Below are 20,146 nucleotides of genomic sequence, written 5' to 3'. Positions count from 1 at the left end.
CAGCTAACTCGCCAGTAAAAGAGATATAATAGTGTCAACATACAAGGGCAAGCTATATATTTTAGCTTGCCTGTCAATATCTTAGCTTATAGAGATTAAAAAGATTTATGATTAAAAAATTATTTCGAAATAAATCTGATCGCGATCAGGTCTCTAACAACATGGCGACTAAACAAATTCGATACGAAGCGCTGGTTAAAGCCCTGCACACAGATTTATACCGATATGCCTATTGGTTATGTCATGACAAACAGGTGGCTGAAGACTTAGTACAGGAAACATTTTTACGAGCATGGCGGGCCCTTGATTCATTAAAAGATGAAAAAGCCGCCAAGTCATGGTTGATCACAATTTTAAGGCGGGAAAATGCCAGACGCTTCGAACGTAAACGTTTAGATATGGCGGATTATGAAGAAGTGACCATTGCCGATAACCAAGCGGTCGGCAGCGAACAGGAAATCGAAAATCACTGGCTCAGGGAGAAAATAGCCCAGCTGCCGGAAGAGTACCGGGAGCCCTTGGTATTGCAGGTCATCGGCGGTTTTAGCGGTGACGATATTGCCAAGATGCTGGACTTAAATAAAAACACCGTTATGACACGCCTGTTCAGAGCGCGTAACCAGTTAAAAGACGCGCTGGATAACGAACCGATACAACGAGGTCAGTACAATGGATGATTTGCAATTTAGACGCAGTATTTATGCAGATCCTAAATCCCGGGATGAAGCAATGCAGGAAGCAATTGACGGCGATCCGACTAAGCAGCAGTTTGTCAGGGATATAGAAGCCCTGGACGACAAGCTGGCTCAAGCAATGAAAGTGCCGGTGCCGGATGACTTATACGATAAGCTCATTTTGCGCCAGACTCTGGATAGTCACAGACAGCAAAAACGAAAAAACCGGATACAGCTGGCGATGGCGGCATCCGTAGCCTTTGCCCTGGGTTTAACCTTTAATTTTATGCAGTATTCCACCCCCTACTCGACCTTGGGTGAATACGCATTAGCCCATGTCTACCATGAAGAAGGCAAGTTCAGCAACGATGATCAAGTCAGGGTCTCCCTGGCGACCCTCAATGATAAGATGTCGACGTTTAACGGCAGCTTTGAGCAGGGCTTTGGCGAGCTGATTTCCGCACAATTTTGCCCTTTTCAAGGGGTGAAAAGTTTGCACCTGGTATTCCAGGGAAAATCCAGTCCGGTCACGGTACTGATAGTACCGAATCATGAAGAGCTTGAATTTATTGAAGACTTCAATGACGAGAACTTTAACGGCAAAACCTTATTGATGCACGACAATAATGTGATTGTTATCGGCGATAAGAACGAGCCTATCGAGCAGTGGCAGGATAATATCAAGGACAATGTCAGCTGGTCGATTTAATTTGCCCCCGGCAACGGCTTTAGCAGATAAAACCGTTGCCCCTTAGCAGGCAATAAACCCTTCCCGTTTATTTCTGGCACACTTATCCATTGTTTAATCTTAAAATATGATCAGCTTAAGCTGGCTCAACTCAGCCGCACTTGTTAGCATATCGCCGAAACAATAACTGACAAGAACGGGTTTGATATTGGCGCGTTTTCTTCCGCCCAGGACAGGTTTGCTCTTCGTCTGGATAAAATCAGAAATATTATCAGCTTAAGCTGGCTCAATTCAGCCGCACTTGTTAGACTCTCCACCGACATATGGTCGAAACAATAATAACTGACAAGAATGGATTTATGGCGTTTTCTCTCCCCACCCTGATCACTTTTATTTCTTATTTATTAACCACCCTGCTTATCGGCTACCTGGCCTTTAAGGCCACCAATACCTTAAGCGATTATATCTTAGGCGGCAGGCAGCTGGGGCCTGCGGTCACGGCACTGAGCGTCGGCGCATCCGATATGAGCGGCTGGTTGCTGCTGGGTCTCCCCGGGGCCATCTATTTGTCCGGAGTCAGCGAGGTCTGGATCGGGGTAGGCCTGGTGCTCGGCGCCTGGTTAAACTGGCTGCTGGTGGCCCCCAGGCTCAGGCACTTTAGCGAACACGCCGATGATGCTTTGACCATGCCGGATTTTTTCGCCAAACGCTTTGACGATAAGTCCAATATCCTGCGTTTTATCTCCGCCCTGACCATTTTAGTGTTTTTTACTTTTTATGTTTCTTCCGGCCTGGTCGGCGGCGCCATCTTGTTTGAGAAAGTCTTCGCCATCGACTATCAAAATGCCCTGCTGATCGGCACTGTGGTCATAGTCTCTTATACCTTTCTCGGCGGTTTTCTGGCGGTAAGCTGGACCGACTTTTTTCAGGGCTGCCTAATGCTGCTGGCGCTGGTGATTTTACCTGTAGTCACCCTCAATGAATTAGGCGGCATAGCACAAACTCAGCAGATTTTAGAACAGGCGGATCCCCATTATGCGGACTTTTTCAAAAACTTTAGCTGGCTCGGCTTTTTCTCGCTGATGGCCTGGGGACTGGGTTATTTCGGTCAGCCCCATATTTTATCGCGTTTTATGGCCATCCGCTCGGTCGCCGATATTCCAAAATCCCGCAATATTGCCATGAGCTGGATGGTGATTTCCCTGATCGGGGCACTGGCAGTCGGAGTGGTCGGCATGGCCTACTTTATCGAGGCGCCGCTTGAGAACAGCGAAACCGTCTTTATTCACCTGGCCCATATTCTGCTCAACCCCTGGGTTGCCGGTATATTAATCGCCGCGATTTTATCCGCGATCATGAGTACCATAGACTCACAGCTGCTGGTGTGTTCGAGTGTTATCGTCGAAGACTTTTATAAACAGCTCAGCAAAAGCAAACCCAGTGAGAAAAAGCTGGTATGGCTGTCGCGTTTATCCCTGCTGCTGATCGCCCTGTTGGCGGCGTTTATTGCCACAGATCCGCAAAGCACAGTCTTAGGGCTTGTCAGCTACGCCTGGGCCGGTTTTGGCGCCGCTTTCGGCCCGACCATGCTACTGGCATTGTTCTGGTCCAAGTTCACCCGTACCGGAGCACTGGCGGCCATTATTTCAGGGGCGTTAACGGTCGTGGTATGGAAACAGCTTAGCGGCGGACTTTTCGATTTATATGAAATTGTCCCGGGCTTTATCAGCGCATTGCTAAGCGGTTACCTGTTCAGCCTGCTGTTTCCGGAGCAGACACAAGGCAGTGAGCGGGTCTACCGTGCTTTACTGGAGAAAAAGTAAGCCCTCTTGAGATCCGGTACCACAAAGTAATGGCTATATTGCGGGGATTAAATTATAGTGACTTTAATTCCTGAATATAGCCTGAGCCAGCCGCTTGATTAACCTTAAGTTAAGGCCAGGATTAGCGGCTAATTGTTACCGAGGACCCCTATTCTATGTATTTTTATGCGGCCAGACAGCCCATTCTGGACAAAAATAAAAATCTCTTCGCTTATGAGTTATTGTTCCGAGACAGTATAGACAATGTCTTCCCCGAAGTAGACGGGGATATTGCCACCAGTAAAATGATCGAAGCCAGCCAGTTTAATCTCGGCATCAGTGAGTTTACCGGCAATAAACCTGCCTTTATCAATTTCACCCTGGAAACCATGAGCAAAGGTTATCCCGCCATGCTGACCCCGGATGAAGTGGTGGTGGAAATCCTGGAAACCGTCAAACCCGGCAAAAAATTGCTGGCCCTGTGCAAAGAGCTTTTTGATAACGGTTATATCCTGGCACTCGATGACTATGAGCACCAGAAGGTCTGGCAGCACTTTTATCCTTTTATCAAGATCATCAAAATCGATTTACATAAAACCTCTTTTGATGAAGTCAAGGTGATCCGCCAGGCCATCAGCGCCTATCCGCATATCCAGCTGCTGGCGGAAAAAGTGGAATCTTACGAACAATATAATGAAGCCATGGAACACGGTTTCGAGCTGTTCCAGGGCTTTTTCTTCTCCAAGCCGGAAATGGTGAAAAGCAAAAACCTGTCCCCTTCCCAGGTGGCCATGGCCGAACTCCTGTATGAGACCTCCAAGCCTGAGCTCGATCTTGCCAGCATTACCTCGGTTTTTGAGCGTGATGTTTCCCTGTCATATAAGTTACTGCGTTATGCCAACTCCGCCATTTTCAGGCGCCGCAGTGAAATATCCACCATCAAGCAGGCCTTGGTTATCCTGGGCTCAAGTGAACTGAAACGCTTTATCGGCCTGATGTTTGCCGTGAATGTCAATCCCGACAAACCGAGCGAGCTGATCAACGTCTCCATGACCCGGGCAAAGTTTTGTGAATTGATGGCCAATGAAGCCAAGACCAGTGTCGATATTTCCATCGCCTTCCTGACCGGCTTGTTGTCTATGATAGATGCCATTTTAGATGAAGATCTGGCCAGCATCCTGGAAAAACTGCCACTCGCCCAGGAGATCAAAGATACCTTATTAGTGGGTAAAGGCACCCTGGCATCCTTGCTGAGAATTGTCAGTTTTATCGAGCATGCCCAGTGGAGTGAGATTTCAGAAGAATTAACGGAACTTGGCCTCAATAAGGATAAAGTGATCCAGTGCTATCACGACGCCCTGGTGTGGGCCGATGAGCAAACAGTACACGTAGAAGGCTAAATAACATGCTTAACAGGAGTGCGGAGGCTGCTGTTAAGCATATAAACCACTGGCAGGCAATCAGGTAGCGCCTGGCTCACTCAGATCAATAACTTTCCCGTTCATCAACTCATGATTTATCGCCAGGTTCACCAAATCAAGGATCGCCTCTTTGCCGGCGAGCTTCCTTAAGCCCGTTGCTTTCGTTGCGGTATTGTTAGCGTCATCCGCCACAAAGTGAATATCATCCGGTGATATAGAGACCACCCGGATCCCTAAGGGCCTGAGCTCCCGGCTCCAGCTTTTGCTTAAGGCATGCAGTCCGGCTTTACTGGCGGCATAAGCACTTTGCCCTCCCTTGCCCCCCGGTGAAGGAGAAGCAGAGCTGATATTAACAATTACCCCGGGGTTACTTTTGGCCGCCAGTAGCTCGACAAAATAACCGGAAATAACAAAAGGGGCGGTTAAATTGATGTCCAGCACGCTTTGCCAGGCATCAAGATGGTGCTTCCTGTCCCCTTGCCTAAAGAAACAAAACAGGGGTTCGTTGTGTTTTATCGAAGCATTGTTGATCAGCACATCGACATAACCAAACTGCCGCTCTATTTGCGCAAATGCCGCGTTTATTTCTTTACCCTGGGTGATATCGCAGGGAATACAGGTTAAGCCCGAATAAGCCTGTTTCAGCTCCTGCAATGACTCAACGGCCATATCCAGTGAGATCACCTCGGCTCCCTGGGCTAAATAATATTGCGTCAAGTGCCTGCCAAGGTCACTGGCCGCTGCGGTGATCAGAATTTTTTTATCAAGGAGTTTTACAGACGTCATCGCCAGGCATCAATAGCTAAGTCATTTATTTATAATAGGTATATCTTAAAAGGGATGCCAATCCCCACGGGTGATTATTGCTGGGAAGATCAAGGAAAAATAGCAAAAAAAAGCGCAGAATTCTCCGCGCTTTCTTTACCTGTACCGTTAAGACAGGGCTAAAAACAGCCGCAGGTGCTACTCGGTAAAACCATTAGGGTTTTGTGACTGCCAGCGCCAGGTATCGGTGATCATGGTGTGCATATCCCGCATCGCCTGCCAGTTAAGCAAGGCTTTGGCGACACTGGCATCGGCATAAACGGTGCCCAGATCTCCGGCTCTTCTTGGCACTATCGCATAAGGAATATCCCGGCCGCTAACCTTTTGAAAGGTATTGACGATTTCCAGCACTGATGTGCCGTTACCCGTTCCCAGGTTGATCGGCTGGCAGCCACTGATATCACTCAGCTTCTCCAGCGCTTTAACATGCCCCAATGCCAGGTCAACAACATGGATATAATCCCTTACCCCGGTGCCGTCAACGGTATCGTAATCATCACCGAAAATCTGCAGTTGCGGCAGCCGGCCGATCGCCACCTGGGCGACATAAGGCAGTAAGTTATTGGGAATGCCATTGGGGTTTTCCCCTATCCTGCCGCTTTCATGGGCACCGATAGGGTTAAAGTAACGCAGACAGGCGATGGACCACTGGGGATCGCTTTTCGCCAGGTCAAAAAGAATATGCTCCACCATCAGCTTAGTCTGGCCATAAGGGTTAGTGGCTGAAGTGGCCATGGTTTCATCCAGCGGCGAAATATTGCCTTCGCCATAAACGGTGGCAGAAGAGCTGAACACCAGCTTTTTCACCTCATGCTTTGCCATGGTCTCAAATAATACCAGCGAACCGCTGACATTGTTGTGGTAATAGCTCAGCGGGATTTCACTGGACTCGCCCACGGCTTTTAAACCGGCAAAGTGGATCACCGCCTCAATATCATGTTGCTCAAACACCTGCTCCATGGCATCGCGGTCACAGATATCCGCTTTTATAAAAGTCACCGACTTACCGGTAATTTCGCTGATACGCTCCAGCACCAGGGTCGATGAATTCGATAAATTATCGACGATCACAATATCTTTACCGATATTGAGGAGTTCTACCACAGTATGGCTGCCGATATATCCGGTACCGCCAGTAATTAACAGACTCATAGTTATCCTTTGTCTTATCAGGGATCGCTTGTCAGCGCTTGTATCAAAAAATACACTGGTCAGAATATAATATTCTAACCCATTAAGTTTACGCTAAGTAGTATTGTGACACTGCCTCAATAAAAGCTTCAAGTTTTTCTTGCGGCAAATGATTGATCCCCGCCGCCGCCGCACGGCCGCCTCCGGTGGGAAATTGCACACAAATGTTATCGGCCCCCTGCTTATTATTAAGCGGCGCCCTAACACTGACGGTATAACTGAGATCGGCATTCAGGGTTAACACCGCATGTGCCTTATCCGGAGAAGCATTGGCCAGTTCATTGCCAAATACGCCGCTGACCCGACGGGCCCAGGCCTCATCGGCAAGCAAGACCACTTTACAGCTCGGGCCGTCAAATAATACCCGGGCAGACTCTGCCTTAGCCATATCCTGCTGATAGGCCCTTTGCAGGGTGGCAAAAACTGAATTGCTGTCGGCAACCAACTCAAGCGGATCTGAGTATTCCACCAGCAGTTTAAATAACTCGGCAGGATGAAAATGTAAATCGTCCAGATCGCGGCCATAGCCGTTGTAGTTGATATAAATACCCAGGGCTTCAAGCAACTCCTGCTGCGCTTTTGTCAAGCCCACCTCTTGTGCCAGGGTACGGGCAGCGGCTTTCATATTATCGCCAAAAGCAGCGGCAATGGCCCAGTTGGCATATTTCCCTTGCAGCAGCTCGTTAACCAGCAAACTGGTACAAGTGTTGGCATCTGTGTTGATTATGGTTTTAAGCTTGTCATCCCGGGGAATATCGCCGGCCCTGTGATGATCCACATATAACACCTCTACCCCGTGCGCCAACAAACTCTGTAAAGCTTCACTGTTTTTTTCCAGGGAAATATCAAGCACAGTGGCAGATTCTGCCTCCTGTGCCCTGACTTGTTTCAGTAAACTGATATCACGTTTAACACCTGTGATCAGATGCGAGTCTTTCGGCTGTGCCAGACGCAGCTGAACCAAAGCGATAATGCCGTCGGCATCACCGTTAAATACATCAAAATGCATAACGTCTCTTTCCTATTTGACAAAACCATATTCAAGCAGATAATCGACGATCTGCTGCGCACATTCGAGCACGGATAACTCGGCGGTTTTCACATGGATAGCCGGTGCCTCGGGCACATCATAAGCGGAGTCGATACCGGTAAAATCTTTGATCTCCCCCGCCCTGGCTTTTTTATACAGGCCTTTGGGATCTCTTTGCTCACATACACTGATAGGGGTGTCGATATATACTTCGATAAACTCCCCCGCCGCCAACTTCTCTGCCGCCATGGCCCTGTCCGCGGCAAAAGGCGAGATAAACGCAGTAGAGACAATGAGACCGGCATCGGTAAAAAGTTTTGCCACTTCACTGATACGGCGGATATTTTCCACCCTGTCATTATCGCTAAAGCCTAAATCGCCGTTTAAGCCGTGACGGACATTGTCGCCGTCGAGCAAATAGGTATGGCAGCCCCGCTGAAATAACAAAGCATCAACGGCATTGGCAATGGTTGACTTACCCGAGCCGCTTAAGCCGGTGTACCAGAGTAAACAAGGTTTTTGCTGCTTTAATTCGGCGCGCTGAGTTTTACTGATGTGTTGGTCATGCCACACGGTATTTTCTGTTTTCATAAAAACCTGTTTCTAAAAAGTATCGTTAATCTGTTATTTAGGGTTAAAAGGGATAAATCAGCGGGATCATCAATAATACAATCACGCTATAGGTCAGGGACACCGGAATGCCGAATTTCACCACGTCCGATAACTTATAGTTACCTGCACTGTAAACCATAACATTGGTCTGGTAACCGTAAGGGCTGACAAAGCTGCCGCTGGCGGCAAAAGCCACCGCCATTACAAACGGCAATGGGCTGACCCCCAGCCCCAGCGCCATGTTGTAAGCAACGGGGAAAACCAGGGCCGCCGCAGCATTATTGGTCACGGTTTCAGTGATCACTAAGGTCATGACAAAAACCGCAATAAAGGCGATATAAATGCTTGAGCCCAACAGCAGCTGCTCAAAAGCGCCGGCAAGTACCAGTGAAACGCCGCTGTTTTCCAGCGCCTTGGCTAAGGTAAGGGCACTGAGCACAATCAACCAGATTTCCAGCGGGAAGCGGCGCTTGATTTCATTGATGGTTAAACAGCCGGTAAAAATCAGCAGCGCCACATAAAACAGCAAACACTCCAGCAGGGAAATCACGGTGAAAACCGAGACGGCAATGGCCCCGAGAAAACCAAAAACGGCAAGTTTATTACGCCAGCCGTGCAACATATCATCGGGTTTATGGCCCGAAATAATAAAGAAGTTCTTAGAGAGGTTGCTTCGGGCGCTAAAATCCTTACCGACGGCCAGCACCAGGAAGTCTCCCGGCTGGATCACTATATCCCCCAGTTTGCCCGACAGGGCTCCCCCTTCACGGCGAATCGCCACCACGGCGGCATCAAACCGGGCGCGAAAACCGGCAGTTTTTAAACTTTTACCGACAACCGCGGCATCGGGCTTGATCAGTACTTCGGTGAGGTTATCCCGCAACAGGCCGTCTTGCTGGGCGAACAGGGTTAAGCCGTCAAACTGTTGCAGGGTCAGGACCTTGGAAATATCGCCGCTGAAGATCAGCTTATCTCCTCCCTGCAGCACTTCTTCCGGCGTTACCGGCGAGATCAGCCGGCCGCAACGGATCACTTCCACTAAAAACAGGGAGTCGAGGTGGCGCAGACCGTTTTCTTCCACGGATTTGCCTAGCAGGCTTGATTGCGGTGTCACCTCCGCTTCCACCATATAATTTTGTCCCTCCAAACGGGAGACGTCCATATCCGGCAGGCTTCTTAAGCGCACAAAAATAACCCCGAGACAAACCAGCAGGGCAGCAGCGCCTATCAGGGTAAAGTCAAAAAAGTTCAACCCGGGGTGATTTTGTTCTATCAACATACTGTTGACGATCAAATTGGTTGAAGTGCCCACCAGGGTTAAGGTACCGCCTAAAATGGCCGCATAAGATAACGGCAGCAGCAGTTTACCCGGATTGATCACCTTATTGTTTTTGATGGTGCTGATCAAACTGGCCACCACCGCGGTATTACTCATGAGTGCCGAAGCAAAGGCACTGAAAAATAACGTGCGCACCACGGATTTGATTTTAGAGCCGTTAAAAATCAGCACCGCCAGATGACGCAACACGCTGCTGCGTTCAAAAACAAAAGAGCATAACACCAGCAAGATCAGCGTCACTAACCCCGGGTTGACGGCGTTCGCCAGAATATCGTCGGTAGAAACAAAAGAGGTCGCCAGGCACAATAAGGTGGCACAGGCAAAAACACGTTCGGGTTTTTGCTGGTATTTGATCAGGCCAAACAGGGTGGCCAGAAAAATAATCACCATCAGCCATTGGGGTGCTGTCATTGAATATTCCTTTTATCCGGCCATCAAATCACTTGATAAACCCTGCCGCTAACAACCTTGGCAGGGCTTACTTACAGAACGAAGATACAGAGCTAGTCGATTAGCTTAGATAAGTCACGCGCGCCCCAATGAGGGAAGTGCTTACAAACCAGGGCATTAAATTCCAGTTCAAATTCCGAATATTGATGCGCCTGCTTGACTTCCACCGCTTCGTTGATCATGCCCGCCCCGACGGTAATATTGCTCAGGCGGTCGATCACAATAAAGGCACCGGTAGACTTGTTGCTGCTATAGGCATCAAAATGCAAAGCTTCCGTGGTCTGCATTACACAATTGCCGATTTCGTTAAGGGCAAGCTGGTTTGCCTCCCCTTTAGCCATAGTATTGACATCCACCTTATGTTTAATTTCGGCGGCAACCCCGGTAGTCATTTTACTGCCGTGTTTGATGTAATATTCACGACCCGGCACCAGGGCATCTTCATGCATCCACACCAAAGTGGCATTAAAGGCTTTTGAGCTTTGCGGCTCGTTGCCCGGCTTAACCAGCATTTCACCACGGCTGATATCGATTTCATCATTAAGGGTTAAGGTCACGACATTGGGCACTTCGCTCGACTCAAGCTCGCCTTCAAAGGTGACGATAGACTTAACCGTGCTTTTCTTGCCCGAGGGCAATGCCAGTATTTCATCGCCGACGCTGACCTTGCCCGAACCGATCGTACCGGCATAACCGCGAAAGTCCAGGTTGGGACGGTTAACATATTGCACCTGGAAACGAAAATCATCGCTATTTTCATCGCCGGCAATTTCGATGCTCTCCAGTAACTCCATCAGGGTCTGCCCCTGATACCAGGGGGTGTTTTCACTGCGGTTAACCACATTGTCACCGGCCAATGCCGAAATAGGGGCGAAACGGATATCCGGAATATCGAGATCTTTGGCAAAGGCCTGGTAATCTTTTTGGATGTTGTCAAAAGTTTGCTGATCAAAGTCAACCAGATCCATTTTATTGACCGCCACCACCACATGCTTTATGCCGAGCAGAGAGCAGATAAAAGAATGGCGGCGGGTTTGTACCTGAACGCCGTATCTGGCATCGATCAGGATAATGGCCATATCGCAGTTTGACGCGCCGGTGGCCATATTACGGGTATATTGTTCATGGCCCGGGGTGTCGGCAATAATAAATTTACGTTTTTCGGTAGAAAAATAACGGTAGGCCACGTCTATGGTGATGCCCTGCTCCCGCTCGGATTGCAAACCGTCAACCAGCAGCGCCAAATCGATAGCTTCGCCTGTGGTGCCTGATTTTTTACTGTCGTTTTCAATGGCGGCCAGCTGATCTTCAAAAATCATTTTCGAGTCGTGTAATAACCGGCCGATCAAGGTGCTTTTACCATCGTCGACGCTGCCGCACGTTAAAAAACGTACCAGCTCTTTATTTTCATGTTGCTTTAAATAAGCCTGAATATCTTTTTCAATTAAGTCTGACTGGTGACTCATTAGGGTATCCTTTGGAAATCTTTCTGTTTATCCGGCAGATAGCTATTTACCTGCCGGATATCATCTTCTGCTGTCCGCCTGTTCCAGGCCGGAACCAGCATTAATAAATTCGGCTGCCGTTAGAAGTAACCTTCCATCTTTTTCTTTTCCATAGAGCCGGCAGAGTCATGGTCAATGACCCGCCCCTGGCGCTCAGAGGTCTTGGTTAACAGCATTTCCTGAATAATCTCGGGCAAGGTAGCCGCCTCGGATTCCACCGCCCCCGTCAACGGGTAACAGCCCAGGGTACGAAAACGTACTTTTTTCATTTGTATCTCTTCGTCATCTGTTATCGGCATGCGCTCGTCATCCACCATGATCAAGGTGCCGTCGCGCTCGACCACAGGACGTTCCTGAGACAGGTATAAAGGTACAATTTCAATACTTTCAAGATAGATATATTGCCAGATATCCAGTTCGGTCCAGTTAGATAACGGGAACACCCGGATGCTTTCCCCTTTATTGACCTTACCGTTATAGATATTCCATAACTCGGGACGCTGGCTTTTCGGATCCCATCTGTGGTTGTCGTCACGGAAAGAGTAAACCCGCTCTTTTGCCCGGGATTTTTCCTCGTCACGACGGGCACCGCCAAAAGCGGCATCAAAACCATATTGATCCAGCGCCTGTTTTAAGCCCTGGGTTTTCATGATATCCGTGTGTTTGGCACTGCCGTGTTTAAACGGGCTGATACCCATTGCCATGCCTTCGGGGTTTTTGTGCACCAGTAATTCAAAACCGTATTTTTTCGCCATTTGATCACGAAAAGCGATCATTTCCTTAAATTTCCAGTTGGTGTCAACATGTAATAAGGGAAAAGGAATTTTCCCCGGGGCAAAGGCTTTACGGGCAAGGTGAAGCAATACCGCCGAATCTTTACCGACGGAATATAACATCACGGGATTATCAAACTCCGCGGCAACTTCACGTATGATATGAATGGATTCGGCTTCGAGTTTCTTTAAATGGGTCAGGTTCATTAAAAATAGCACTGGCAATGATTAAAACTAATGTCGCTATATTGACATAGAGTCGCCAAGGTATCCATATGGGAATATGCTTTTATATAACCAATTTGAATAATAAGCTAAGTTTACCCGCTAATAACTTATAGATAACCGCATTAGCCGCTTTGAGTCAGTTGAGTTTTATTGATGAAACGCTTGATCAGCATCAAACTGGAGCCGGACAACTGCTCACTGTCATTCCCGGCCATCGCTGACAAGACATCGCCCCCTAAGACTTTACCCAGTTCGACCCCCCATTGGTCAAATGAGTTAATTTGCCAGATAACGCCCTGAACAAAGATTTTATGCTCGTACAAGGCCAATAGCGCTCCCAGGGATTCAGGCGTTAGCGCATCGAGTAGCAGGGTATTACTCGGGGTATTGCCTTTCATGGTTTTATGGGGAGCAAGCCGGTCGATTTCGTCATCACAAGCCCCTGCTCCTTTGAGCTCGGCCCGGGCCTGAGCCAATGACTTGCCCAGCATCAAAGCCTCACTTTGGGCAAAGCAGTTGGCCACCAATACCTGGTGATGGTGGTGATAGTCACTTGCCCCTTGCAGGGCAACAATAAAATCACAGGGGATAATGTCCTGGCTTTGGTGCATCAACTGCATAAAGGCATGCTGGCTGTTGGTGCCTTCCTGGCCAAAAACCACGGGGGCAGTTTGCCAGGCAAGTTCTTCTCCCGCCATCGATACCGACTTGCCGTTACTTTCCATATCTGTTTGCTGTAAATAACCGGGCAAGGCCCTTAAGGCATGATCATAAGGTAAAATAGCCAGGCTGGCATGATCGAGGAAATTACGATTCCAGATCCCCAGCATCGCCAGCAATACCGGCATATTCTCATTCAGGGGAGCCTGCTGGAAATGCTCGTCCATGGTAAAGGCGCCGGCTTTTAACCGGGAAAAGTTCTCCATACCGATAGCCAAAGCCAGGGGTAAACCCACCGCCGACCATAAGGAAAAGCGTCCGCCAACCCAGTCCCACATCGGCAGGGTATGCTCGGGACAGATGCCAAACGCACTGACCTTATCAAGGTTGGTGCTGACCGCAAACCACTGGCGGGCGATAATATCTTTATCGCCGCTTTGCGCTAACATCCAGGTTTTCACCGCGGCGGCATTGAGCATGGTTTCCTGGGTGGTAAAGGTTTTCGAAATTACCACCACCGCCGTATTTTTAGCCGGTAACTTGGCCAGCTTTTCCATCAGGGCGCCGCCGTCGATATTGGCCAGGACCTCAACCTTTAACCCTGTGTTATGGAAGGGCTCAAGCGCCGTCAGGGCTGTTTTAATACCGTAATAAGAGCCGCCTATGCCTATGGCTAAAACATGGCTGATCTTTTCACCACCGCCCGCTGACAGCGTACCGGAGCAAAGTTTATTGACTATAGCAGCCATTTGCCGTTCAGCCGCAGCCAGCTCTTCAGCCCTCTCTCCCAGAACTTCCTGCTGCACTTTGGCCGGCGCCCTGAGCACGGTATGGAGCACCGCACGTTTTTCGGTGACATTGATTTGCTTACCGGTAAACATATCAGCCACTTTTTTCTCAAGCGACTGGCTCTTTGCCCAGCCGATCAGGCTGTTAACTTCATCTCGGGTGATGTTTTGCTTAGAATAATCAAGAAACAGTCCGCCGGCGCTCAAAGAAAATTGCCCGGCTCTGCCCGGCTGTTCAAATAATGCATGAATTTGACGTTGTTTGGCATTCTCAGCAAGGGAGCTAAGGTTTTTTATATCCTTATTCACAATTGGCAGGCCTTTGTTTGATAACAAGAAATATTCCATGGCGGGGCATGGAATATTTTAAAAGGTAATCGGGATAGAAATAGAATTACAGCTTAAGGGTTTTCAGGAAATCTTTAAAACCATGCGCCAGTTCAGGGTGACGTAAGGCATATTCGACATTGGCCTGCATATAACCAAGCTTGGAGCCGCAATCATGGGACTTGCCCGTCATATGGAAAGCTTCCACCACTTCAACATTCATCAAGCTGGCAATGGCATCGGTCAGCTGAATTTCATCACCGGCACCGGGCGGTGTTAATGCCAGTAAATCCCAAATCTGTGCCGATAACACATAACGGCCGACTACCGCCAGGTTAGAAGGTGCATCCTCAACCGCAGGCTTTTCGACAACCGCGGTCATAATTTTCGACTCACCCGGCTGTAATTGATGCCCCTCGCAATCTGCGACTCCATAGTTGCTTACCAGCTCTTTTGGTACAGGTTCAACCATGATCTGGCTAAAACCCGACTCATTATAGCGGGATAACATAGCGGTCAGGTTTTCGGTTTTCAAATCGGCGCTGGCATCATCCAGGATCACATCCGGCAACACAACAACAAAAGGTTCGTTGCCAACCAGTGGCCGCGCTTTTAATACCGCGTGACCAAGGCCTTTGGCTTCTCCCTGGCGGACATGCATGATAGTCACATCTTTCGGGCATATCGCTTGAATTTCGTCCAGCAACTGGCGTTTTACCCTGTTTTCCAGCGTCGTTTCCAGTTCGAATGATTTATCAAAATGGTTTTCGATGGCATTTTTTGACGAATGAGTGACCAGGACTATCTCTTTAATGCCGGCATCAACACATTCATTGACGATATACTGGATCAACGGTTTATCAACTATCGGCAGCATCTCTTTTGGAATGGCTTTGGTGGCCGGCAACATGCGCGTACCCAATCCGGCAACGGGGATAACTGCTTTGGTGATTTTCTCAGACATCTAAGTCCCTTAAAAAGTAAAAATAGTAATATTATTTATGATTTAACCGGCTTGAACACTTTCACCACGCCCGATGGCGTAATAAGCAAAACCTTTATCCTTTAACAGCTTGGGATCATAAAGGTTTCTGCCGTCAACAATCACCGGATGGGTCAGGCTTGAAGCGATCAAATCAAAGTCCGGTGCACGGAACTGGCTCCACTCGGTACAGATCACCAGGGCATCGGCGCCTTTTAAGGCCGACTCTTTGGTGCCAACCAGGGCCAGCTCCTGGCTATCGCCATAAATACGCTGACATTCTTCCATAGCTTCGGGATCAAAAGCCTGTACCTTAGCGCCCGCCTGCCACAAGGCTTCCATCAGCACCCGGGAAGAGGCTTCACGCATATCGTCGGTTTGCGGCTTAAAGGACAAGCCCCATAAAGCGATGGTTTTGCCTTTTAAATCACCCTTAAAATAATGACTTAAGTTTTTAAACAGTTTTTGTTTTTGTGCGGCGTTTACCGATTCAACCGCTTCCAACAGGGCCGGCTGATATTCAATACCGTGGGCGGTGCGTACCAGTGCCTGGACATCTTTGGGGAAACAGGAGCCGCCATAGCCGCAGCCGGGATAAATAAACTGGTAACCGATACGGGTGTCCGAACCTATGCCGTGGCGTACTGCTTCGATATCTGCGCCTAATAATTCTGCCAGGTTAGACATTTCATTCATAAAGGAGATTTTCGTTGCCAGCATGCAGTTAGCGGCATACTTGGTCAGCTCGGCCGAGCGCACATCCATAAAGATCATACGGTCATGATTGCGGTTAAAAGGTGCATAGAGCTCGGTCATGGCATCTCGGGCAGCCTGACTGTCGGTGCCGACCACAATACGGTCCGGTTTCATGCAGTCATTAACCGCTGCCCCTTCTTTTAAAAATTCCGGGTTGGAAACGACATCAAAATCCAGGCTAAGATTACGTCCGGCCAGGACTTCGGCAACTTTTGCCGTGACTTTATCCGCCGTGCCCACAGGCACAGTGGACTTATCGATAATAAATTTAGGCTCATTCATGTGGCTGGCAATGGTTTCGGCCACCGCCAAGACGTATTTTAAATCCGCTGATCCGTCTTCATCCGGCGGTGTCCCTACGGCAATAAATTGAATCTTACCGTGTGCGACCCCGGCAGCGGCGTCTGTGGTAAAGTTTAACAGGCCATTTTGAGTGGTTTCTTCAACGATAGGAGTTAATCCAGGTTCATAAATTGGGATAATGCCCTTTTTTAAATTATCTACTTTACTTTGATCAACATCAACACAAAGCACATCATGGCCTACAGAGGCTAAAATAGCCGCCTGTACCAGGCCGACATAACCAATTCCGAATACGGTAACTTTCATTAAAATTCCTGCAAAATATCTGGGAGAGCGAAAAAACCAAACAATAATAACATCTGAAAAAACATGTTCAATTCAGGCTTTCATCTGCCTTAAGGGGCGCATTATATCACTGAAAACGAAAAGACCAATGTGCAAGCCGATACTTTTTAGAGAAAAAGCCTTAAAAAACCTCCTGCTGCTATATGCCCACGCAGTTAAGGCATGAAAGCACCCTACATAGACAAAGATCGATAATATGCGCGCTTTTTGCATACTTTTTCACAGTTATCAGCTGTTATTGCTGACATTATCCCTGCCAAGATGAAAATCAGGCGGTAACATTTCAACCGATAATTCAGCCCTATCACCGCTTAGCACTTGCGTTTAGGCGCCAGCACAGGTATAACACCGGCTGTACTTATTACATTAGAAAAATGTTTTGGAAAGGATAATTATATGAATAAACCTACGACGGGGACGTTTCTAGGTCACCCGAAAGGACTCTTCCTCTTATTCGGTACCGAAATGTGGGAACGTTTTGGTTATTACGGCATGCGCGCCCTACTGGTACTGTATTTGGTAGCAACAGTCGAAAACGGCGGCTTTGGCTGGACAACCGGAGAGGCTTTAGGCTTATACGGTACCTTTACCATGGCGGTATATCTGACCCCTATGATAGGTGGCTGGTTAGCCGATAACTTTATCGGCCAGCGTAAAGCCATTATCCTGGGTGGCATACTGTTTTCCTTAGGTTACTTCACCTTAGGTATCCCAAAAACCATGATCACCGGCATGGAAGAGAACGTCTTCTATCTTGGCCTGATCCTTATCTGTTGCGGTAACGGTTTATTTAAAGCCAATGTTTCCAGCTTAGTCGGTGAACTCTATGAAGACGGCGATCACCGTCGTGACGGTGCTTTCACCATCTTCTATATGGGTATCAACTTAGGTGCCTTCCTATCGCCGCTAATCGTCGGTTACTTAGGCGAGCAGGTTAACTGGCATTACGGCTTTATCGCTGCCGGTTGTGGTATGCTTATCGGTTTATTCTTACAACTTACCCTGGCCAATAAATATTTAGGCGAAATCGGTGTGGTACCTTCGGCGAAAAAAGCCGGCGCCAACAGCAAAGAAGAGCTAAAAGCAAGAGCACTGACTAAAGAAGAAAAAGACCGTACGAAAGTTATCCTGATCATGAGTGTATTCTCGGTGATTTTCTGGGCCGGTTTTGAACAGGCGGGCGGCTTATTTAATATTTATGCTTCCCAGTTCACCGACCGTGATTTCATGGGCTTTGAAGTACCGGCTTCCTGGTTCCAGTCATTAAACGCTATGTTTATTATCCTGCTTGCCCCGGTTGTGGCCTCTATCTGGATCAAGATGGATACTAAAGAACCGACCTCACCGGTGAAATTCGCCCTGGCCATGGTATTTTTGGCACTTGGCTTTTTCGTAATGGTGTGGGCGACTATGGTACAAGGCGGCGATACTTCTGTTAAAGTCAGCATGTTGTTCCTGGTTTTTGCTTACCTGTTCCATACCTTAGGCGAATTATGCTTATCCCCTATCGGTTTATCTCTGGTATCAAAACTTGCTCCTGTTAAATTTACCTCGTTATTGATGGGTGCCTGGTTCTTCTTTACCGCACTTTCCAATAAACTGGCCGCCTTTATCGGGCAATTCGTCGGTGAAGGTGAACAGCAGGTTGAAAATGCCGGTACCATCTTTATGTCTGTCGGTGGTGCCGCGTTAGTGACCGCCGTGATTATTTTCTTAAGCGCAAATAAATTAGTTGCCTGGATGCACGGCGCAGAAGGTGATAATCACCATGATATGGAAGAGAAACTTGAAGAAGAGTTGTCTGTGACAGGTACGCATGAAGCCATGCCTGAAAGCCATAACTAATTCTTAGTTTTACCCCGAAAAAAGAGCAGCCGTTATCGCTGCTCTTTTTTTTTGCCTGCTGTTAAAGCCTGCCTGAGACTGCCGCTTCTCTTCATCGCTTGATTTTGATATAACAGCCACCTGACACTTTTACCTTGGCAAAAAACGTGACCCTTTCCCGTCAACAATTAAGACAACTGGTGCGTAAACGCAGGCAGGCCCTGACCCCACAGCAACAAAACCAAGCGGCCGAATTGCTATTGGAGCAGTTAAGCCAACACCCGGTGATTAATGGCGCCGACAAACTTGCCATTTATCTGGCCAACGACAGTGAAATAAATACCCTGCCCTTTATCCACTGGTGCTGGCAGCAAGGGAAAACCGTTTATTTGCCGGTGCTGCACCCGTTTTCCAAGGGGCAATTATTATTCCTTCACTATGATCAGGACACGGCGATGACAGTGAATCATTTAGGCATCACAGAGCCGAAACTGGATTTGCAAAAAATTTGCCCCGTCGATCAGCTCGATGTCTTATTAACCCCCCTGGTTGCTTTTGATTTAAGCGGCGACCGCCTCGGCATGGGCGGCGGCTTTTATGACCGTACCCTGGAAAAGTGGCACCGCCGCCACCAAAGCGGGGAAAGCACTAAACTGCACCCTATCGGCCTGGCCCATGACTGCCAGCGGGTAGAGAAAATCCCTTCCGAGTATTGGGATGTGCCTATCCCGGAAATTATCACCCCCGGCAAGGTTTATCAGTGCGAATAGGCTTTTTATCAAATGCCGGTAAAAAAAGCACAATTGCGACATTTGCGCTGTTATAATCATGCGCAAAATTTTCCCCCTTCAGCACTACAACAGCAGGTTGATTATGACTCAAGATGAAATGAAAAAAGCGGCAGCGGTTAAGGCATTGGACTTTATCGACAATGATACCATAGTCGGTGTCGGGACCGGCAGCACGGTTAACCACTTTATTGATGCCCTGGCGACCATCAAAGAGCGTATCCGCGGCGCGGTTTCCAGCTCGGAAGAGTCTAGCAGACGGCTTGAGGCCCATGGCATCGAGGTATTCGATTTAAACTCGGTTGATGTGCTTGATGTTTATATCGACGGCGCCGATGAAGTAACTGAGCACCTGCAAATGATCAAAGGCGGCGGCGCTGCCCTGACCCGGGAGAAAATTGTTGCTGCCGTAGCGAAAACCTTTATCTGTATTGCCGACGACTCCAAGCAGGTGCCGGTACTGGGCCAGTTCCCCCTGCCGGTTGAAGTCATCCCGATGGCGCGCAGTTATGTAGCCCGTGAGCTGGTCAAACTCGGCGGCGATCCCGTTTACCGCCAGGGGGTGATCACAGACAACGGCAATGTCATTCTTGATGTCCATAACATGAATTTAACGGCGCCGTCTGAGATGGAAGAGAAGATCAACGGCATCGTCGGCGTGGTCACCAACGGCTTATTTGCCCATCGCGGCGCCGATATTTTGGTAACCGGCACTAAGGCAGGCGTCAGCGTCAGCAAATTGAATTAATGCCGAACAAAAAAACACTTTAGAGTTTAAGCACTATATGCTAGTTTAGATATCTAGCCATCCATAATAATGTTTCAAGAGAATTAG

17 protein-coding genes are annotated in these 20,146 nt (G+C 48.4%); 7 read left to right on the top strand and 10 right to left on the bottom strand.

The window, feature by feature from the left end:
- The first annotated feature begins 161 nt into the window (after window positions 1-161).
- From SG35_RS07985 to SG35_RS07970, 4 genes are all read left to right on the top strand, one after another.
- Window positions 162-677, top strand: coding sequence for a sigma-70 family RNA polymerase sigma factor (locus SG35_RS07985; protein WP_044830921.1), 516 nt, complete (start codon window positions 162-164; stop codon window positions 675-677).
- A complete protein-coding gene (locus SG35_RS07980) occupies window positions 670-1,383 on the top strand; it encodes a DUF3379 family protein (RefSeq protein WP_044830733.1) in 714 nt (237 codons plus the stop codon). The genes SG35_RS07985 and SG35_RS07980 overlap by 8 nt, the downstream gene beginning before the upstream one ends.
- Window positions 1,384-1,721: 338 nt before the next feature.
- Window positions 1,722-3,185 carry a sodium/proline symporter PutP gene (gene putP / locus SG35_RS07975; RefSeq protein ID WP_044830732.1) on the top strand — a complete coding sequence of 488 codons (1,464 nt, stop codon included), beginning with the start codon at window positions 1,722-1,724 and terminating at the stop codon, window positions 3,183-3,185.
- Window positions 3,186-3,340: 155 nt separating this feature from the next.
- Window positions 3,341-4,564, top strand: a complete 1,224-nt coding sequence (locus SG35_RS07970; RefSeq protein WP_044830731.1) for an EAL and HDOD domain-containing protein — start codon at window positions 3,341-3,343, stop codon at window positions 4,562-4,564.
- Between the two features lie 60 nt (window positions 4,565-4,624).
- On the opposite strand, the gene SG35_RS07965 is transcribed toward SG35_RS07970, so the two are convergent.
- The 10 genes from SG35_RS07965 to SG35_RS07920 form a co-directional block, all read right to left on the bottom strand.
- A complete protein-coding gene (locus SG35_RS07965; protein ID WP_044830730.1) occupies window positions 4,625-5,371 on the bottom strand; it encodes an SDR family NAD(P)-dependent oxidoreductase in 747 nt (248 codons plus the stop codon).
- 177 nt (window positions 5,372-5,548) lie between these two features.
- Entirely contained in the window at window positions 5,549-6,562 is a 1,014-nt protein-coding gene (galE, locus tag SG35_RS07960; RefSeq protein WP_044830729.1) for a UDP-glucose 4-epimerase GalE, read from the bottom strand.
- An 88-nt stretch (window positions 6,563-6,650) separates the two neighbouring features.
- Window positions 6,651-7,610 carry a DHH family phosphoesterase gene (locus tag SG35_RS07955; protein ID WP_044830728.1) on the bottom strand — a complete coding sequence of 320 codons (960 nt, stop codon included), beginning with the start codon at window positions 7,608-7,610 and terminating at the stop codon, window positions 6,651-6,653.
- 12 nt (window positions 7,611-7,622) lie between these two features.
- A complete protein-coding gene (gene cysC, locus SG35_RS07950) occupies window positions 7,623-8,222 on the bottom strand; it encodes an adenylyl-sulfate kinase (RefSeq protein ID WP_044830727.1) in 600 nt (199 codons plus the stop codon).
- A 43-nt stretch (window positions 8,223-8,265) separates the two neighbouring features.
- A complete protein-coding gene (locus SG35_RS07945) occupies window positions 8,266-9,993 on the bottom strand; it encodes an SLC13 family permease (RefSeq protein WP_044830726.1) in 1,728 nt (575 codons plus the stop codon).
- A gap of 92 nt (window positions 9,994-10,085) precedes the next feature.
- On the bottom strand, window positions 10,086-11,498 hold the full coding sequence (gene cysN, locus SG35_RS07940) for a sulfate adenylyltransferase subunit CysN (RefSeq protein WP_044830725.1): 1,413 nt from the start codon (window positions 11,496-11,498) through the stop codon (window positions 10,086-10,088).
- Between the two features lie 119 nt (window positions 11,499-11,617).
- Window positions 11,618-12,517: a sulfate adenylyltransferase subunit CysD gene (gene cysD, locus SG35_RS07935; protein ID WP_044830724.1), complete on the bottom strand. Its 900-nt coding sequence runs from the start codon at window positions 12,515-12,517 to the stop codon at window positions 11,618-11,620.
- Window positions 12,518-12,660: 143 nt separating this feature from the next.
- A complete protein-coding gene (pgi, locus tag SG35_RS07930) occupies window positions 12,661-14,295 on the bottom strand; it encodes a glucose-6-phosphate isomerase (RefSeq protein ID WP_236702505.1) in 1,635 nt (544 codons plus the stop codon).
- Window positions 14,296-14,380: 85 nt separating this feature from the next.
- Entirely contained in the window at window positions 14,381-15,277 is an 897-nt protein-coding gene (galU, locus tag SG35_RS07925) for a UTP--glucose-1-phosphate uridylyltransferase GalU (RefSeq protein ID WP_044830722.1), read from the bottom strand.
- A gap of 42 nt (window positions 15,278-15,319) precedes the next feature.
- Entirely contained in the window at window positions 15,320-16,660 is a 1,341-nt protein-coding gene (locus tag SG35_RS07920) for a UDP-glucose dehydrogenase family protein (protein WP_044830721.1), read from the bottom strand.
- A gap of 435 nt (window positions 16,661-17,095) precedes the next feature.
- On the opposite strand from SG35_RS07920, the gene SG35_RS07915 reads away from it, so the two are divergent.
- From SG35_RS07915 to rpiA, 3 genes are all read left to right on the top strand, one after another.
- On the top strand, window positions 17,096-18,544 hold the full coding sequence (locus SG35_RS07915; RefSeq protein ID WP_044830720.1) for a peptide MFS transporter: 1,449 nt from the start codon (window positions 17,096-17,098) through the stop codon (window positions 18,542-18,544).
- 146 nt (window positions 18,545-18,690) lie between these two features.
- Window positions 18,691-19,293 (top strand): 5-formyltetrahydrofolate cyclo-ligase, encoded by a 603-nt coding sequence (locus tag SG35_RS07910; protein ID WP_044830920.1) that lies wholly within the window; start codon window positions 18,691-18,693, stop codon window positions 19,291-19,293.
- 103 nt (window positions 19,294-19,396) lie between these two features.
- Window positions 19,397-20,059, top strand: coding sequence for a ribose-5-phosphate isomerase RpiA (rpiA, locus tag SG35_RS07905; protein ID WP_044830719.1), 663 nt, complete (start codon window positions 19,397-19,399; stop codon window positions 20,057-20,059).
- Window positions 20,060-20,146: the final 87 nt, after the last annotated feature.

Source organism: Thalassomonas actiniarum (assembly GCF_000948975.2).
GTDB lineage: Bacteria > Pseudomonadota > Gammaproteobacteria > Enterobacterales > Alteromonadaceae > Thalassomonas > Thalassomonas actiniarum.
The sequence above is the reverse complement of the archived record's forward strand: the minus strand, read 5'-3'. Positions and strand labels throughout refer to the sequence as shown.

What these genes read in the sequence shown, in the direction of transcription:
- SG35_RS07985 (WP_044830921.1), top strand. Translation starts at nt 162, where the DNA reads ATGGCGACTAAACAAATTCGATACGAAGCGCTGGTTAAAGCCCTGCAC.
- SG35_RS07980 (WP_044830733.1), top strand. Translation starts at nt 670, where the DNA reads ATGGATGATTTGCAATTTAGACGCAGTATTTATGCAGATCCTAAATCC.
- putP (WP_044830732.1), top strand. Translation starts at nt 1,722, where the DNA reads ATGGCGTTTTCTCTCCCCACCCTGATCACTTTTATTTCTTATTTATTA.
- SG35_RS07970 (WP_044830731.1), top strand. Translation starts at nt 3,341, where the DNA reads ATGTATTTTTATGCGGCCAGACAGCCCATTCTGGACAAAAATAAAAAT.
- SG35_RS07965 (WP_044830730.1), bottom strand. Translation starts at nt 5,371, where the DNA reads ATGACGTCTGTAAAACTCCTTGATAAAAAAATTCTGATCACCGCAGCG.
- galE (WP_044830729.1), bottom strand. Translation starts at nt 6,562, where the DNA reads ATGAGTCTGTTAATTACTGGCGGTACCGGATATATCGGCAGCCATACT.
- SG35_RS07955 (WP_044830728.1), bottom strand. Translation starts at nt 7,610, where the DNA reads ATGCATTTTGATGTATTTAACGGTGATGCCGACGGCATTATCGCTTTG.
- cysC (WP_044830727.1), bottom strand. Translation starts at nt 8,222, where the DNA reads ATGAAAACAGAAAATACCGTGTGGCATGACCAACACATCAGTAAAACT.
- SG35_RS07945 (WP_044830726.1), bottom strand. Translation starts at nt 9,993, where the DNA reads ATGACAGCACCCCAATGGCTGATGGTGATTATTTTTCTGGCCACCCTG.
- cysN (WP_044830725.1), bottom strand. Translation starts at nt 11,498, where the DNA reads ATGAGTCACCAGTCAGACTTAATTGAAAAAGATATTCAGGCTTATTTA.
- cysD (WP_044830724.1), bottom strand. Translation starts at nt 12,517, where the DNA reads ATGAACCTGACCCATTTAAAGAAACTCGAAGCCGAATCCATTCATATC.
- galU (WP_044830722.1), bottom strand. Translation starts at nt 15,277, where the DNA reads ATGTCTGAGAAAATCACCAAAGCAGTTATCCCCGTTGCCGGATTGGGT.
- SG35_RS07920 (WP_044830721.1), bottom strand. Translation starts at nt 16,660, where the DNA reads ATGAAAGTTACCGTATTCGGAATTGGTTATGTCGGCCTGGTACAGGCG.
- SG35_RS07915 (WP_044830720.1), top strand. Translation starts at nt 17,096, where the DNA reads ATGAATAAACCTACGACGGGGACGTTTCTAGGTCACCCGAAAGGACTC.
- rpiA (WP_044830719.1), top strand. Translation starts at nt 19,397, where the DNA reads ATGACTCAAGATGAAATGAAAAAAGCGGCAGCGGTTAAGGCATTGGAC.